This window comes from Streptomyces sp. NBC_00273, assembly GCF_036178145.1.
GTDB lineage: Bacteria > Actinomycetota > Actinomycetes > Streptomycetales > Streptomycetaceae > Streptomyces.
On record NZ_CP108067.1, the window covers coordinates 8926947 to 8941041 of the forward strand.

Annotated in this window: 14 protein-coding genes; 4 read left to right on the top strand and 10 right to left on the bottom strand. The window is 72.0% G+C overall.

The annotated features are described in order from the left end of the window. Positions 1-101 precede the first annotated feature (101 nt). Positions 102-986, top strand: a complete 885-nt coding sequence (locus OG386_RS40030) for an ATP-grasp domain-containing protein (RefSeq protein WP_328792233.1) — start codon at positions 102-104, stop codon at positions 984-986. 134 nt (positions 987-1120) lie between these two features. Here OG386_RS40030 and OG386_RS40035 read toward each other — a convergent pair whose 3' ends face one another. The 6 genes from OG386_RS40035 to OG386_RS40060 form a co-directional block, all read right to left on the bottom strand. Further along, positions 1121-1756 (bottom strand): hypothetical protein, encoded by a 636-nt coding sequence (locus OG386_RS40035; protein WP_328792234.1) that lies wholly within the window; start codon positions 1754-1756, stop codon positions 1121-1123. Between the two features lie 114 nt (positions 1757-1870). Further along, positions 1871-3949: an RICIN domain-containing protein gene (locus OG386_RS40040; protein WP_328792235.1), complete on the bottom strand. Its 2079-nt coding sequence runs from the start codon at positions 3947-3949 to the stop codon at positions 1871-1873. A 423-nt stretch (positions 3950-4372) separates the two neighbouring features. After that, positions 4373-5269 carry an RNA polymerase sigma-70 factor gene (locus OG386_RS40045; RefSeq protein ID WP_328792236.1) on the bottom strand — a complete coding sequence of 299 codons (897 nt, stop codon included), beginning with the start codon at positions 5267-5269 and terminating at the stop codon, positions 4373-4375. Between the two features lies 1 nt (position 5270). Continuing rightward, a complete protein-coding gene (locus OG386_RS40050) occupies positions 5271-6476 on the bottom strand; it encodes an NAD(P)/FAD-dependent oxidoreductase (RefSeq protein WP_328792237.1) in 1206 nt (401 codons plus the stop codon). A 209-nt stretch (positions 6477-6685) separates the two neighbouring features. After that, positions 6686-7579, bottom strand: a complete 894-nt coding sequence (locus OG386_RS40055) for a sigma-70 family RNA polymerase sigma factor (protein WP_328792238.1) — start codon at positions 7577-7579, stop codon at positions 6686-6688. 122 nt (positions 7580-7701) lie between these two features. Beyond that, positions 7702-8412, bottom strand: a complete 711-nt coding sequence (locus tag OG386_RS40060; protein WP_328792239.1) for a DsbA family protein — start codon at positions 8410-8412, stop codon at positions 7702-7704. 143 nt (positions 8413-8555) lie between these two features. On the opposite strand from OG386_RS40060, the gene OG386_RS40065 reads away from it, so the two are divergent. After that, entirely contained in the window at positions 8556-9125 is a 570-nt protein-coding gene (locus OG386_RS40065; RefSeq protein ID WP_328792240.1) for a hypothetical protein, read from the top strand. On the opposite strand, the gene OG386_RS40070 is transcribed toward OG386_RS40065, so the two are convergent. The 4 genes from OG386_RS40070 to OG386_RS40085 all read right to left on the bottom strand — a co-directional run bounded on the left by OG386_RS40070 (position 9079) and on the right by OG386_RS40085 (position 12068). Next, positions 9079-9867, bottom strand: a complete 789-nt coding sequence (locus tag OG386_RS40070; RefSeq protein WP_328792241.1) for a polysaccharide deacetylase family protein — start codon at positions 9865-9867, stop codon at positions 9079-9081. The genes OG386_RS40065 and OG386_RS40070 overlap by 47 nt on opposite strands. Positions 9868-9986: 119 nt before the next feature. Further along, the gene (locus OG386_RS40075) at positions 9987-10529 is read right to left on the bottom strand and encodes an FABP family protein (RefSeq protein ID WP_328792242.1); all 543 of its coding nucleotides are present in this window, start codon (positions 10527-10529) and stop codon (positions 9987-9989) included. Between the two features lie 58 nt (positions 10530-10587). Continuing rightward, a complete protein-coding gene (locus OG386_RS40080) occupies positions 10588-10923 on the bottom strand; it encodes a lysine transporter LysE (protein WP_328792243.1) in 336 nt (111 codons plus the stop codon). Positions 10924-11174: 251 nt separating this feature from the next. Continuing rightward, the gene (locus tag OG386_RS40085; protein WP_328792244.1) at positions 11175-12068 is read right to left on the bottom strand and encodes a LysR family transcriptional regulator; all 894 of its coding nucleotides are present in this window, start codon (positions 12066-12068) and stop codon (positions 11175-11177) included. A 244-nt stretch (positions 12069-12312) separates the two neighbouring features. Here OG386_RS40085 and OG386_RS40090 point away from each other — a divergent pair, with 244 nt between their 5' ends. Further along, positions 12313-12954 carry a hemerythrin domain-containing protein gene (locus OG386_RS40090; protein ID WP_328792245.1) on the top strand — a complete coding sequence of 214 codons (642 nt, stop codon included), beginning with the start codon at positions 12313-12315 and terminating at the stop codon, positions 12952-12954. A 113-nt stretch (positions 12955-13067) separates the two neighbouring features. After that, on the top strand, positions 13068-14069 hold the full coding sequence (locus OG386_RS40095; protein WP_328792246.1) for a GNAT family N-acetyltransferase: 1002 nt from the start codon (positions 13068-13070) through the stop codon (positions 14067-14069). The last annotated feature ends 26 nt before the right edge of the window (positions 14070-14095 follow it).

Genomic DNA, 14095 nt, shown 5'->3' on the forward strand with positions numbered 1-14095 from the left:
TGATCAGGCGGCCGGGTTCCCACCGGGGCGGGTGTGGAAGAGTGATCGTCCGGGCTTGCGGCCGCACCGGGCGGTCGGGGGAGTGAGGGCGGGAGACGCGTATGGGTACGGCGAGGATCGCGGTCGTGACGAGCAAGGGCGGCGCAGACCAGGACGCGGACCTCCCGCTGATCCTGACGGCGTTGCGCGCCGCGGGCCTGTACGCGCAGGCGGTGGCCTGGGACGCGGACACACCGCGCTGGGACGGCTACGACCTCGCGGTCATCCGGTCGACCTGGGACTACGCGGACCGGCTCGCGGAGTTCCTGGCCTGGGCGGACGCGACGGCCGAGGTCACCCGGCTGTGGAATCCGGCGCCGCTGGTGCGCTGGAACAGCGACAAGCGCTATCTACTGGAGCTCGCCGCGCGCGGAGTCCCGGTCGTACCGACCCGGGTCGTCGAACCGGGCGGGGTCTGCGACGCAGCGGACTTCGACGGGCCGCACGGGGTGGTGGTCAAGCCGGCCGTCTCCTCGGGCGCACGGGACACCGCGCGCTACGAGCCGGGCCGCCGGGCGGACGCCGAGCGCCACGCGCGGATGCTGCTGGACCAGGGCCGTACCGCGATCGTCCAGCCGTACCTGCCACTGGTGGAGGAGGGGGAGCGGGCGCTGGTCTTCTTCGGCGGCACCTTCAGCCACGCGATCCGCAAGCAGGCCCTGCTGACGGAGGCGGGGCTGATCGACAACTTCCGGGTGCCGCACCCCGGTGCCGCCCCCTACCAGCCGTCCGAGGCGGAGCTCCGTACGGCACGGGCGGCGCTGGCCGCGGTTCCCGCCCCGGGCGACCTGCTCTTCGCCCGGGTGGACCTGACGCTGAACGAGGCCAGGGAACCGGTGGTCATGGAGCTGGAACTCATCGAACCGAACCTGTTTCTGGGCATCAACCCGCAGGGGCTCGGGCGCTTCGCCGAGGCGGTCGCCGCCGCGGTGGCCACGGGCCGGTAGAACACGGCGCAGGGGGTGTCCCGCCGATCGGGCCCGGCCCGATCGACATGACACCCCCTGGCGCTCCGCCCCCGGTGACCGGGGGCGCCCACGGACCGTACGGACCCGCCCTGACCGGGTCCGGCCGAGACGGTCTAGTTGAGACGGTCGAGCCGCAGGCGCCGGCGGCGGCGGAGCAGGAGACCCACGGCCGCGCCGGCGACGGCGGTCACCGCCACACCCGCCGTCGTCCACCAGACGGCGTACCCCTCGGAGTCGGCGGCCGGTTCCGCGGCCTGCGCCGAAGGGGCGGCCGGGGTCGGGGCCGCGGAGTCCGCCGAGGACACCGGTGCGGCCGACGACGGCACGGGAGCCGCCGCGGAGGCGACCGGGGTGGCAGCGACCGGAGCGGGGTCCACCACGGGGACCGCCACCTCGAGTTCGCCGTGTCCCAGGGCCGGGAAGCCCACGTCGACGCTGACCTTCCACGAACCCGGCGGCAGCGCCTCGGCGGTGGTCCAGCCCGCGGGCTTCGCGGCGGGGTCGCGCACCAGGCGCCAGGGCCCCATGGTGCGGGAGCCGTCGACGCTGGCCGCGTTCACGGTCGCGGCGACGGCCTCGTCGATGGCGTCGCCGTCGTTCTCCCAGGTGACGTCGGCGGTGACATGACCCTCGCGTTGACCGGTCACCACCACCTTCACGGTGTCACCGTGGGCGTGGGCCGCGACGGGGAGCAGGAACATGAGGCCGAGTGCGGCCAGGGCGGCCGAGAAAACGATTCGTATGCGCATCGTCGGGGTGCTCCGGTCAAGATGAGGGGTCGGCGGACGGCCGCGCGGTGCGGCCGTCCGCCGGGGTGGGTTCACGCCGTCAGGGCGTCAGGGTGAGCTGCGCCGTGGCAGTGATCAGCCGGACTTCTGCAGGGTCCAGGCCTGCGTCGCGCGGCCGTCCGCACGCTGGAGGTCGAGCAGCCAGTACCCGTAGTAGGGGCGGTTGCTGACGGTGAGGGCGAAGCCGCCGCTCGGGTCCGTCACGGTCACCGCGCCACCGCGGGACGTCAGCTTCCAGGCCTGCGCGCCGTTGCCGCCCGCGCAGGGCTGCTGGGCGACCCACATGCCCGCGGCGGGGGTGCCGCCCGGCTGGAGGCACTTGCCGGAGGCGGCGGACTTGATGCGCACCTGGCCGTTGCCCGCGTCGTCGAAGTACCACTGCTGCTGGGCGTACCCGTTGGCGCGGCCGCCCACGAGGACGGTGCCGTCGGCGGTGCGGCCGCCCCACAGCTCCGCGGCCATGCCGCTGCTGCCGTTGCCGAGCACGTACTTGGTGCCCGGAGTGGTCGTGCCGCCGCCCGCACCCGTCGTACGGAAGGACGCGGCCTTGCCGGGGCCGCTGTCACGGCCGGCGCTGTCGCGGACCGAGACGGTGACCTTGTAGGCGGTGTTGGGCTGCAGGTTGTAGATGCGCAGCACCTGGGACTGGACCCACGTCAGGTGCTTGCCGTTCAGCTGCACCGCGTACCAGGACGCCCCGTCGACCTTGGGCCAGCTCACGACGACCGAGGTGGACTGGATCTGGCCCGCCGTGACGGCCGGTCCGCCGGAGGGCTTCTTGGTCGGCGTCGGCGAGGGCTTCTTGGTGGGCGTGGGGGAGGGGTTCGGACCGGGGTCCGTGCCGCCACCGCCGCCCTTGCTCTTCATCAGGAACTGGTTGTCCGCGATGTTCCAGTGCGTGGCCAGGTAGCTTCCGGGCTTGGGACTGGTGTGGAAGTAGTCGTCGTGGTTGCAGTCCAGGATGTTCTCGGACGCCTGGTTGGTGCAGATGTTGCGCATCTGCGGGTAGTACGGGGTGTCCGAGTAGCACATGACGTCGTACTCGTCGGTGCAGTGCGCGCCACGGCTGGTGTTCGGGGCGCTGTTGTTGACCGCGCCCAGGTTGTGGCCGAGCTCGTGCGCGGCGGTGTGACCGCCCCAGCAGCCGGAGTCGGTGCGCCCGTAGGAGGGGCCGAAGTTGCTCTGGTTGGCCTGGCCGGGCCGCTCGTCGCCCGCGAAGGTGCCGATGCCGCAGTAGACCTGGGTGTCGGCGAAGATCATGTACTTGCGGTCGCGACGGTCGAGGCCCTTGCCGGCGAGCGCGTTGTTGGTCGCGCTGAACTCGCTGAGGGCCGAGGCCGGGAGCTCGATGTTGAGCACGGTGGGGGTGCAGTCGGCGGCCGTCACATAGCGGATGTGACGTACCCCGCCGGTCTCCTGGGCGCTCGCCGAGTAGATGAGGTCGGCGTCGGCCGCCCACTTGCGGAACGAGGCGACGTACTCGGAGTAGCGGTCCTTGCCCGGTGCGTGGACGTAGACGACCTGCACGCGGTTGCCGGTGCTGCCGTCGCCGTCGCACTGGACGGTCTGGCCGGCGGGGCCGGCTGCGACGTTCTGGCTGCCGGGCGCGGCGGCTGCGGCTGCGGGCTCGGGTGCGGAGGCCTTGGTGGCCGTCGACGCATCGGCCGCGGGCGCGTCCTGAGGACGCCCGTCGCCTTCCTTGCTCGCCGGGTCATCGGCCGCGGGGCGGGCCGGATCGGCCGCCGGAGCGGCCTCCTTGACGGCGGGCGGGATGTCCTTCGTGATGTCGACGCCCTTGGGCGGGGCGTCGGGGCCGTGGGTGCACAGCCCGGTGTCGGTGCGGTAGACACCCACGCACCGGTCGCCCTTCGGCGCGGCCTGGAGGCCGTCGTAGATCATGCCGCTCGCGGTCTCGTTGGCGGGCGCGGCCGAGATCGGATCCGGCTCCTGGTCACGGGCCGGTGCGGCGGCGGGTGCCTCTGCGGCGGCCTCCACCACGGGAGCCGCCGCCTGGGCGCCGTCGCCGATTCCGGAGTAGGCGATGCCTGCGGCTATCAGCCCCGCCGCCGCCGTGGCGGCGGTGACGAGTATCAACCGCCGGGGTTTGCGGCGGTGGTCGGCGGCGGCGGCAGGCCGTCTGCGACGTCCTGTCATGGGCACCTCAAATCGTTGTCGGAAGACTAGGTCCGCGGAAGCCTGCCAGACGAATGCGGAGGAGAATTCGGACAAACGGGGGCGCGCTCCGAGAAATCATTCCGTTACCTGTCGACTGGATTTGACGAACAATCAACTCCCAATAAAGCGGAGCGAGTTACGCGCGTCGCACTCCAATGGTCCAGTCCTTTCCGGACGGGTTGTTATCAAATCGAGATATGAACCGGAGGCTTGTTGACGGGAATTCAGTCAGGAATTCACCTAATTGCTACCTGCTGAATTCTCTTGGTCACGACCTGTGAGGTGCGGTAGGTGGGATGCGCTCCGGAGGGCCGCGGAAGGACGTCCGGGGTGCGGGAGTTCGCCCGGGGAGCGTGCAGAACCCGACGTCGCGCTTCCCCCCACCGGCACCGAGCCCCTGATTCACCGCAGGGACAGCGGGGTCTCCGAAGCGACGCGGGTCAGCTTCTGCGGGTTGCGGACGTAGTAGATGCCGGTGATGCGGGCGTCCTCCAGGCGGATCGCCATGATGCCGTCGAACTCGCCGTCCAGGTGCAGGGCCAGGGCGGGGTTGCCGTTGACCGTGGTGAGGACGCTGGAGAGGGCGGCACCGTTCTTGGCGGTGCCGCCGATGATGAAGCGGGCCACCTTGTCGGCGCTGACGATCGGGCGGGCCGCGGCCTGCTTGACGCCGCCGCCGTCGCCCACGAAGACGGCCTCGGGGGCCAGTACGTCGAGCAGACCCTGGAGGTCCCCGGTTTCCAGGGCGTGCCGGAACGACTCCAGAGCCGCCCGGGTCTGACCCGGGGGGACCACCTCGCGCGGACGGCGGGCATCGACGTGCCGGCGGGCGCGGTGCGCGATCTGACGGACGGCCGCGGGACTCCTGTCGACGGCCGCCGCGATCTCCGCGTAGCCGACGTCGAAGACCTCGCGCAGCACGAAGACGGCGCGCTCCGTCGGCGACAGCGTCTCCAGCACCAGCATCATCGCCATCGACACGCTCTCGGCGAGCTCGGCGTCCTCGGCCACGTCCGGCGCGGTGAGCAGCGGTTCGGGCAGCCAGGGGCCGACGTACGCCTCCTTGCGACGGGTCATGCTGCGCAGCCTGTTGAGCGCCTGCCGGGTCGTGATCCGGACCAGGTAGGCGCGCCGGTCGCGCACCTGCTCCACGTCGACCTCCGCCCAGCGCATCCAGGTCTCCTGGAGAACGTCCTCGGCGTCGGCCGCCGAGCCGAGCACCTCGTAGGCGACGGTGAACAGCAGGTTGCGATGGGCGACGAAGGAATCGGTCGCCGTGTCGGTGTCCCGGCCGCTCACGTCAGACTGGCCGATCGGCGGTGGTCGCCGTCTCACCCAGCTCGGCCCGCAGCCGCCGCCCGCGCTGGTCCCCTCCCGAGATGCGGTGCAAGCCGTACGAACCGGGCTTGCCCGCCTCGTCGGCCAGGTGCTTGACGGTGCCCCTGCACACGAGCTCCTTGACCTTCGCGCCGGGGCGACCGGCGATGTGGAACCACAGCGCCACGTCGTTCTTGTGGGCGAACTGGAAGATGCCGGCGCCCCGGCCCAGGCTGATGCACTGTCCGGCGAACACCTGGTTGAGGGTCGAGGGCCGCTCTCCGTCGATCCGGCTCAGCACCGTGTCGGCCGCCCGCGCGCCCAGCGGCATCGCGGCCTGGCAGCTCATCCGCAGCGGCAGGCCCGACGGCGCCGCCGAGTCCCCGGCGGCGAGGATGCGTACGTCGTCCACGCTCGTCAGCGTCTCGTCCGTGAGCAGGCGGCCCAGGGCGTCCGTGCTCAGCCCGCTGCGCACGGCCAGGTCCGGCACGCCGAAGCCGGCGGTCCAGATGGTCACCCCGCTCGGCACCGCGCGGCCGTCGGCGAGCTCCACCACTTCGCGGGTCACCGCCGTCACCCTCGTCCCGGGGCCGTCGAGCACGGTCACCCCGAGCTTGGCCAGCCGCCCGGCGACCGAGCGGCGGCCCCGGCCGTGCAGGTAGGGGCCGAGCACTCCACCGCAGACCAGGGTCACGCGGCGGCCCCGTTCCGCGAGTTCGGCGGCGGTCTCGATGCCGGTCGGACCCGCCCCGACCACCGTCACCGCCGTCGCGGGGGCGGCGTCGTCGAGGACCGGCCGCAGCCGCTGCGCCTCCTCCAGGGTGGTGATCGGGTACGCGAACTCGGCGGCTCCGGGCACGCTCGGGTCGGCGCTGCCGCTGCCCACCGCGTAGACCAGGTAGTCGTAGCCGACCGGGGCTCCGTCGGTCAGCTCCACGGCGCGCCCGCCCGCGTCGATCCGGGTCACCGTGTCCACGACCAGCCGAACGCCCTCGGCCAGGACCTCGCGGTACTCGACGACCGCGTCGTCGGTCCCGGCCGCCAGCTGGTGCAGGCGGATCCGCTCGACGAACGTCGCGCGCGGGTTGATCAGGGTCACCGCCACGCCGTCCCGCTGCGTCAGGCGGTTCGCCGCCATGACGCCTGCGTATCCGCCGCCGATCACGACCACTTCGGTGTGCTGTGCCATGGTGCGTCTCCTCTGTCTCGAGCGGTTCGACATCAAGACACCGCACCCTCCCGAGTTGTGACAGGGTGTGGGGTGGATCACTCCGGTGGTCGGACGTGGTCGTGCCGGCAGAACGGGCGGGCGAGGCGTACCCGTACCGAGCGCGGCGTACGGAGCCGGGCGGAGCCGGGTTTCGGTGGGCCCGGCTCCGCCCGGTGACTGGCGGCGGCTCAGCCGTCGAGGACGCTCAGGTCTATGCGCGCCAGGCGCTCGGGGTCGGTGAGGATGTCGAGCGCGGTGATCCGGCCGTCCCGGATGGTGAACGCCATGACCGAAAGCGGCCGGCCCTCCGCCATCGCGACGACCCCCGGGACCCCGTTGACCAGTGCTGCGCGGGCGTCCTCGGCGAACCGGGCGAAGGTGATCGCCTGGGAGGCGACCTCGGCCGCGCCGCGCCGGAGCAGCGAGGGACGCAGCGCGCCGCCGTCGGAACGGGCCACCACATCCGGGTCGAGGACCGCGACCAGGGCGTCGAAGTCCCCGCCGCGCGAGGCGACGAGGAAGGCGTCGACGATCGCACGCAGCCGGGTCCGGTCGGGGTCCGGGGCGGGCGCCGCGCCCTGGACGCGGCGGCGGGCCCGGCTGGCGAGCTGCCGGGTCGTGGCGGCGGAACGCCCGAGGACGGGGGCGATCTCGTCGAACGGCACCGCGAACAGGTCGTGCAGGACGAAGGCCAGGCGCTCGGCGGGGGCGAGGGTGTCCAGCACGACCATCAGGGCGATGCCGACCGAGTCGGCCAGCAGGATCTCCTGCTCGGGGTCGAGCCCGTCCGCGCGGCTGACGATCGGGTCGGGAAGGCGGACCTGCCCGTCCTGGTCGTGCAGCGGATCCTCGCGCCGCGTGCCGCGCGAGCGCAGCATGTCCAGGCACACCCGGCCGACCACGGTGGTCAGCCAGCCGCCCAGGTTCTCCACCGCGGCCACGTCGGAGCGGTTCAACTTGAACCAGGCCTCCTGCACCGCGTCCTCCGCCTCGCTGAGCGAGCCCAGCATCCGGTAGGCCACCGCCCGCAGGTGGGAGCGGTGCTCCTCGAAGCGCTGCGCCAGAACTTCCTTCTCGCTCACCCGTCACATCCCCGTGTTCCGATCCGTCAGTGCCGAGTCGGACGATAACCGACCGGGCAACGGGCCCGGTCAGCAGAGGAGTTGAGGAGCCGGAGCTGCCCCTCGCGCCGCGGCGGCCGCGCTTACCGCTTGGCCCGGGCCGCCTTCTCGAGGCGCCGGTAGAGTCGATTGCGATCGCTGAAGAGATCGTGGCCGTCCGACGGTACGAAGGCTCCGTCGATCGCCATGGCGGGGGTTCCCAGGACGGGTGACTTGGCGAGCACCTCGTCGGCGGCTTCGACGAAGTCCCGGTGCTTCGTCTCCAGCACGGCCGCGTCGAACTCCGGGCCGCGCAGGCCCGGAACCATGACGGCCATGGCCAGCAGTCGGTCCCGCGTGAAGCCCCCGGACTTCCGCACAGCCCTCTGCTGGCGGTACAGCAGGTCGTGGTAGTCGGCGAACTTGTTCTGATCCAGGGCGGCGCGCAGGGCGTTCGCCGCGAACTTCGATCCCGGGCCGAGGAAGGACCCCAGCGTGAACTGCAGCTGTAGCGCGCCGTTGCGGGCCGCGCGCTTCAGGTACGGGGCGGTGCCCTCCGTCTCGAACTCGGCGCAGGCCGGGCAGCTCATGTCCTCGTACAGCCGGACGGCGAGAGGAGCGCCGGGGTCGCCGAGCACGATGGTGGTGCCGTCGGCGGCCAGCGATTCCCGGGCCGCGGGCAGATTCGCGCTCGCCGAGACGTCGAGCGGGTCGTCGCTCCTCGCGTCGTTCCTGCTGCGGCAGGCAGCGACGGTCGCCGAGGCGGTGATGGCCGCCGCCGTGACCAGGAAGCCGCGTCTGGATCTGACCTGCATGAATGTCCTCTCCCCGTGATCGACAGGGAGACAGTACGTGGTCGGCGGCCCCGGCGCGCACTGGAATTCCCAGCCGCCGATCAGCCCGCCGAAAAGCCCGCTGAACTGCCCCCCGCCCCGCACTTCCCGCGAAAGGAACGAGGATGACGGCGATCGATACGATCCGGTTGTTGGCGGCGCTCGCCGTGATCTGCGCCGCCGCACACGGATGCGGCTGCCTCTTCGGCGCCCTGCGCCAACCGCCGGTCATCGGCGAGGTCGTCGGAGGCATCCTGCTCGGCCCCTCGCTCCTCGGGCCGGTCGCCCCCGGGGCCAGGTCCGCCCTGTTCCCCGCGGTCGTGTACTTCACCGCCGTCAGTCTGCTGTTCTTCTCCGCCGGCCTGACCCGGGGCGCCCGACTCTTCTCCCGACCGGCCGGTCATCGCGCCGACGTCGTCGCGCGGCAGAGCCCGGTGGCCTTCCGGCTGATCTTCCTGTGCGTCATGGTGCTGCTGTGTCCGGGGCCCGGCATCAACGCGGTGTTCGGCGCGCTGACGGCAGGCATCTGCGCCGTCCTCGGCGATCAAGCGGCCGCCGAGGACGGACCTGCCGCCGTGTCCCTGGTGACCTGCCAGATCGCCGGCCACCGGCTGGCGAAGGCCGCGGACCGCCTCATGACGGCGACCCTCACCGGAGCGCGGCCCCGGCTTCGAGGAACCGGCGCAGGTCGATGACCTCGTAGCCCTCGGCCAGGGCGGCGTCGACGATCAGCGGAAGGGCCTCGGCGTCGAGGACGACGCCGGAGCCGTTGCTGCCGACGTGCATCTGGATGATCGCTCCGGGAGCGAAGGCGTCGACGGCCCGTTCGACGGCCTTGTCCGCACTCATGCCGCCCTGCGGGCCGAGGTAGCCGTTCGTGTCGGTGCTGAACTCGATCGCCGCGTAGCCCAGGTCGTTGACGTCGGCGATGGACTCCGGGGTGGTGGAGCTGTAGGGGAACCGGAAGAACGGCAGGGGCTCGGTCCCGGACGCCGCCCGGATGGCCGCGTCGGCCTCGCGCACCTCGTCCGCCCGCTCGGCGGTGCTGAGGTCGTCGAAGGAGGGGTGGCTGTACGAGTGGTTTCCGAGGCCGTGTCCGGCGTCGGCGATGGAGCGCACCGCCGCGGGGTGGGTCTCGGCGAACTCCCCGGTCGGGAAGAAGGTGGCGGGCAGCTTTCGCCGGCGCAGTTCGGCCAGCACCGTGTCGATCCCGTCGACGTCCCAGGCGGCGTTGAAGGTGAGGGCCAGTGCCTTGCGGGAGGTGGGCAGCCGGCGGATCTCCTCGCCCAGCAGCGCGGCCGGCGGGCGGGGACCGGCGGCGGCCCGGGCGGTGCGCCCCGGCGCGGCCGCGGCAGGCGCGGGGGGCACGAACCCGGTGACCCCCGCGCACCCCGCGCACAGCAGGCCCGCCAGCGCGGAGCGTCGTCCCACATCCATCACGGTCACTCCCCACGGTCACGGCCTTCGGCTCCGGCCTGCCACCGACTATGCGACGGCGCGGTCCGCAGCACCCGCAGCCCGTGCCGGGGCACCCGGGTGATCTCCGCAGCCGCCACCTACGACGGGCGCCGCCGCAGGTGCGTCGTGAGGTGGTGCTGTAGGGGTTGTCCCACGGCGGCCATGTCGTGGACGACCGTCATCCCGTCGTCCTCGACGGTGTAGTGCCGCCGTGTGCCGGTGACCTCCTTGGCCAGCGGGGTCAGCGCCACGTCCTTGGTCTCGATCTCGATCTCCGTACCGGACACCCGCCCGACGTACGTCTCCACGACGCCCGTCGGGTGGGCGAGCACGACCTCCAGAGCGGCGTCGGGAGTCACCCGCCACCACCCGGCCTCACGGCTCGCGGGCCGCACCGGCGACCCGGACCCGTCGATCAGCCACGCGCGTGCCTCGTAGCGCAGGAAGGGGCGGCCGTCGTGGCTGAAGGTGATCTCCTGCTCGTAGCGGAAATCCGTCTCGAGGGTCGGGTACTCGCCCTGCCCCCGGCCGTGCCAGCGTCCCAGCAGGGGTAGTACGGGCCGCAGCAGCGGGTGCGGCTCGGGACCCTCGCCGAGGACGTGGCTGTCAGGGTAGGGATTCTCCTGCACCGACTCGAACATGTTCACCTTGTCTGTCTGCGAGTACTGCCGATTCCCGCAGCTTAAGGGCTGCGCCCGATCAGGAGCAGTTGCAGCCCGTGCCGTAGAACAGCAGGAAGACGGCCGTCCCTGCGGCCAGGGTGAAGCCGGCCGTGGTCAGGGCGGCGAGGCCCCGACGACGACCCTCCGTGGGGGTGCGGAAGGTCTGCCAGGCGCCGTGGGCGAGGAAGAGGCTGAGCAGTCCGGCCCCTGCGATGGTCAAGCGCGGGCTGAAGGACCAGCTCAGATGGGCGATCAGAACGAGGCAGGCGAGCAGGGCGCAGGCGAGCAGGGTGAGGATCGCCTCGCCGAGGGTTTCTCCCACCGCCTCGATCAGGAACTCGCCGACGCTCTTCACTGCTCTGCGGACCCTCATGGTGCTGCTCCACCCCCCGACTGCGGCGCACCCGCGCGGGGGCCTCCTTCCGAGGACCCGCGCGGGGCCCGAATGGTTGCCGAGACGCTCAGGAGCGGCCAACTACAGCGCATGGACAACGTAGTTGTGGCTGATTCTGCTGGTCCCGAAGGAACGACTCCGGCGGGTGTGCGTTCCGCATCCGCCGACGAGCGCCTGATCGCCGTGCCGCGGCGGTGTGCTGGGCCCGCGCCGCTGCGACGCACGACTCGTCAGAAGCGGAACACGCCGAGGTCCCGCACGGTGTCGGCCAGGGCGCGGATGAGGTCGTTCTCGGCCTCGGTGCGCCAGACCAGGGCGAATTGCATGGTCGCCATGTCGGGGAGGGGAAGCCAACGGATGTTCGACATGCCCCAGTGCCGGGTGACATGGCCGGGGAAGGCGTGGATGATCTCGCCCATGCCGACGTGGCTGATCAGCTCATCGGCGTTGTCCGAGGCCGCGGACATGATGCGTTCGATCCTGCGGCCTCGTGGGGTGTGGAAGGGCAGGTAGCTGTCCTCCCAGTAGTCCGGCAGGCCGTGTGCAGTGCCGTGCGGGAAGTCGGCGAGCAGCTCCAGCGGTACCGAGTCCCGTTCCGCGAGCCGGTGGTCGCGGGCCACGGCGAGGATCCGCGAGTCGGTGCACAGGGTCGGGCCGACGGTGAAGTCCGGCTCTTCCACCGGCAGCCAGACGACCACGACGTCCATGGCACCGTTGCGGAGCTGACCGAACACATCGGTGAAGGTCGCCTGGCGGACCTGGAGACCCCAGTGCGGGTACCGCGCGCGGAACGCCTTCCAATAGGGGTACAGATCGGCGACGTTGAAGGGCATCAGGCTGACGCGGAGCTGTGCGGTGATGCCACGGGCCGCCAGTTGGGCGCGTTCCAGGGATTCGTGCAGGCCTGCGTAGACCGGTTGCAGATCGTCGCGGAACTGGCGGCCGACCTCCGTCAGGCGCACCGTGCGGCTGGTACGGGCGAACAGCTCGGCGCCGATGCGCCGTTCCTGCTTCTTGATGGCCTGGCTGACGCGAGCCTGGGAGATGTGCAACCGCTGTGCCGTCCGGCCGAAATGCAACTCCTCGGCCAGCACCAGGAAGATCTCGATGTCCCGCAGCTCCACCGGTCCACGGCCCTTCGTCGATAACCTGGCGGTTATCGAACCGCGCACAACTGTTCCTTGATCATACGGGCGAGCCGCAAGATCTTTGAGGCATGCAGTCACGCGTGCAAGAACCCCCGCCCGTACGGTCGGACGCGGTGCGGCGTCGCTCCGCCAGCGCCTCCGCCCCGTCGTCGGTGCGTCTCGCCTCCAGCCACGTGAACCCTGTGCTCGGCGAGCACGCCGGAACGTTCTCGAACCGCCCATGAGCGACGCCATCGACCTGACCGCGATGTACGCGATGCATGATGCCCTGCGCCGGGAACTGGCCCATCTGGACCGGCTCACCACCGCTGCGGACCATGATCCGCGGCAGGTGCTGGCCACCGCTGCCGGATGGACGCTGTTCAAGAAGGCCCTCCACGCCCACCACGCGGCCGAGGACGACGCGCTGTGGCCGTCGCTGCGGCGGAACCTGGCCGGCCGGCCGAGGGACCTGGCGCTGCTGGAGGTGATGGAGGCCGAACACGCCGCCATCGGCACGGTGATCCGGGCCATCGACGGCGCGCTGGCCGACCCCGGTGCCGGCTCGCTGCGGTTGGGGCAGCTCGCCGACGCGCTGGCCCGCGGCCTGGCAGGCCACCTCGAGCACGAGGAGGAGGCGGTGCTCCCGCTGGTCCAGGGGGTGCTGACGGCCGAGCAGTGGGGCCACTTCGGCCGGGTCCAAGCCCAGTACGTCGATCAGGACGCACCGCTGCTGCTGCCGTGGCTGCTGGACGGTGCCGACGAACGGACGGCGGAGCGGCTCCTCGCCCGGCTGCCCGCACCCGCGTACGCCGCCTGCACCGCCCGATGGATCCCGGCGTACGCCGCCCTCGACCGCTGGACTCCGGGAATCACCGCCTGACGGCACCACGGCCCGACGGCACCACGGCCTGACACAGCCCGATCAGCCGCCGCCGCGAGCACGCCCTCGCGGCATCCCGAAGAACGACCGACTCGACCACGAAAGCGATCACCTTGTCCGAATCCGTACGTGTCTTACCGCTCCAGCGCGTCTCGGCCGCCGAGGCCGCCGCGTGGCACGAGGTCGTCGTGGCCTCGATGGCCCACGACCTGCCGGGAGTACCGCCACCGGGACCCGGACAGGTCACGGCCCAGCTCACCCGGCCCGCTCTGGGCAGCCGCCGTCTGACCTGGCTGGCCACGGGGGCGGACGGCGTCCCCGTCGGCGTCGCCGGCCTGCGGGTGTTCACCTCCGCGGGGAGGGACCACCTGGCCGAACTGGAACTCCATGTCGACCCCGCGCACCGGCGCCTGGGGGCCGGCTCCCGCCTGCTGTCCGCGGTGGTGGCGGCCTGCCGCACCGAGAACCGGCGCAGCCTCGTCGCGGCGGCCGCGGACGGCAGCCCGGGCGAAGCCTTCGGTGAACGGCTGGGTTTCCACCGGGTGCTCACCCTGGACCACCTCATCCTGCGCCTCGACGAGCTGCCCGAGGCCGACCTGCTGCGGATCGTCGGTACCGCACCTCCCGGCTACCGGCTGACCGGTTGGACCGGAACGGTCCCCGACGAGCTCGCCGCCGCCTTCGCCGAGGCCAAGAACGCGATGAACGACATGCCGATGGGGGACATGGACTACGGCAGCGTCGCGTGGGACGGCGACCGCGTCCGCGCCATGGCGAAGGTCATCGCCGACCGCGGGGACACCCTGCTGACCATCGCCGCCGTCCACGAGGACGGCACCATGGCCGGCTACACCGAGATCCTGCTCCCGCAGGGCTCCGGGCCCCGTGCCCAGCAGTACGACACGGCGGTCGTCCCCGCACACCGCGGCCACGGGCTGGGGCTGTGGGTCAAGGCCGCCATGGTGCGGCATCTGCGCGCCGAGCACCCCGGCGTCGTCGAGATCGAGACGGACAACGCCGACGACAACGCGCACATGCTGGCCGTCAACCACCGGCTGGGATTCCGCTCCTACCGGCGCACGCACGAGTTCCAGCTCGACGTGCCCGCGACCTGACCCCGACCACGGGCCCTTCCCGTGCG

What these genes read in the sequence shown, in the direction of transcription:
- OG386_RS40030 (WP_328792233.1), top strand. Translation starts at nt 102, where the DNA reads ATGGGTACGGCGAGGATCGCGGTCGTGACGAGCAAGGGCGGCGCAGAC.
- OG386_RS40035 (WP_328792234.1), bottom strand. Translation starts at nt 1,756, where the DNA reads ATGCGCATACGAATCGTTTTCTCGGCCGCCCTGGCCGCACTCGGCCTC.
- OG386_RS40040 (WP_328792235.1), bottom strand. Translation starts at nt 3,949, where the DNA reads ATGACAGGACGTCGCAGACGGCCTGCCGCCGCCGCCGACCACCGCCGC.
- OG386_RS40050 (WP_328792237.1), bottom strand. Translation starts at nt 6,476, where the DNA reads ATGGCACAGCACACCGAAGTGGTCGTGATCGGCGGCGGATACGCAGGC.
- OG386_RS40060 (WP_328792239.1), bottom strand. Translation starts at nt 8,412, where the DNA reads ATGCAGGTCAGATCCAGACGCGGCTTCCTGGTCACGGCGGCGGCCATC.
- OG386_RS40065 (WP_328792240.1), top strand. Translation starts at nt 8,556, where the DNA reads ATGACGGCGATCGATACGATCCGGTTGTTGGCGGCGCTCGCCGTGATC.
- OG386_RS40070 (WP_328792241.1), bottom strand. Translation starts at nt 9,867, where the DNA reads ATGGATGTGGGACGACGCTCCGCGCTGGCGGGCCTGCTGTGCGCGGGG.
- OG386_RS40075 (WP_328792242.1), bottom strand. Translation starts at nt 10,529, where the DNA reads ATGTTCGAGTCGGTGCAGGAGAATCCCTACCCTGACAGCCACGTCCTC.
- OG386_RS40080 (WP_328792243.1), bottom strand. Translation starts at nt 10,923, where the DNA reads ATGAGGGTCCGCAGAGCAGTGAAGAGCGTCGGCGAGTTCCTGATCGAG.
- OG386_RS40090 (WP_328792245.1), top strand. Translation starts at nt 12,313, where the DNA reads ATGAGCGACGCCATCGACCTGACCGCGATGTACGCGATGCATGATGCC.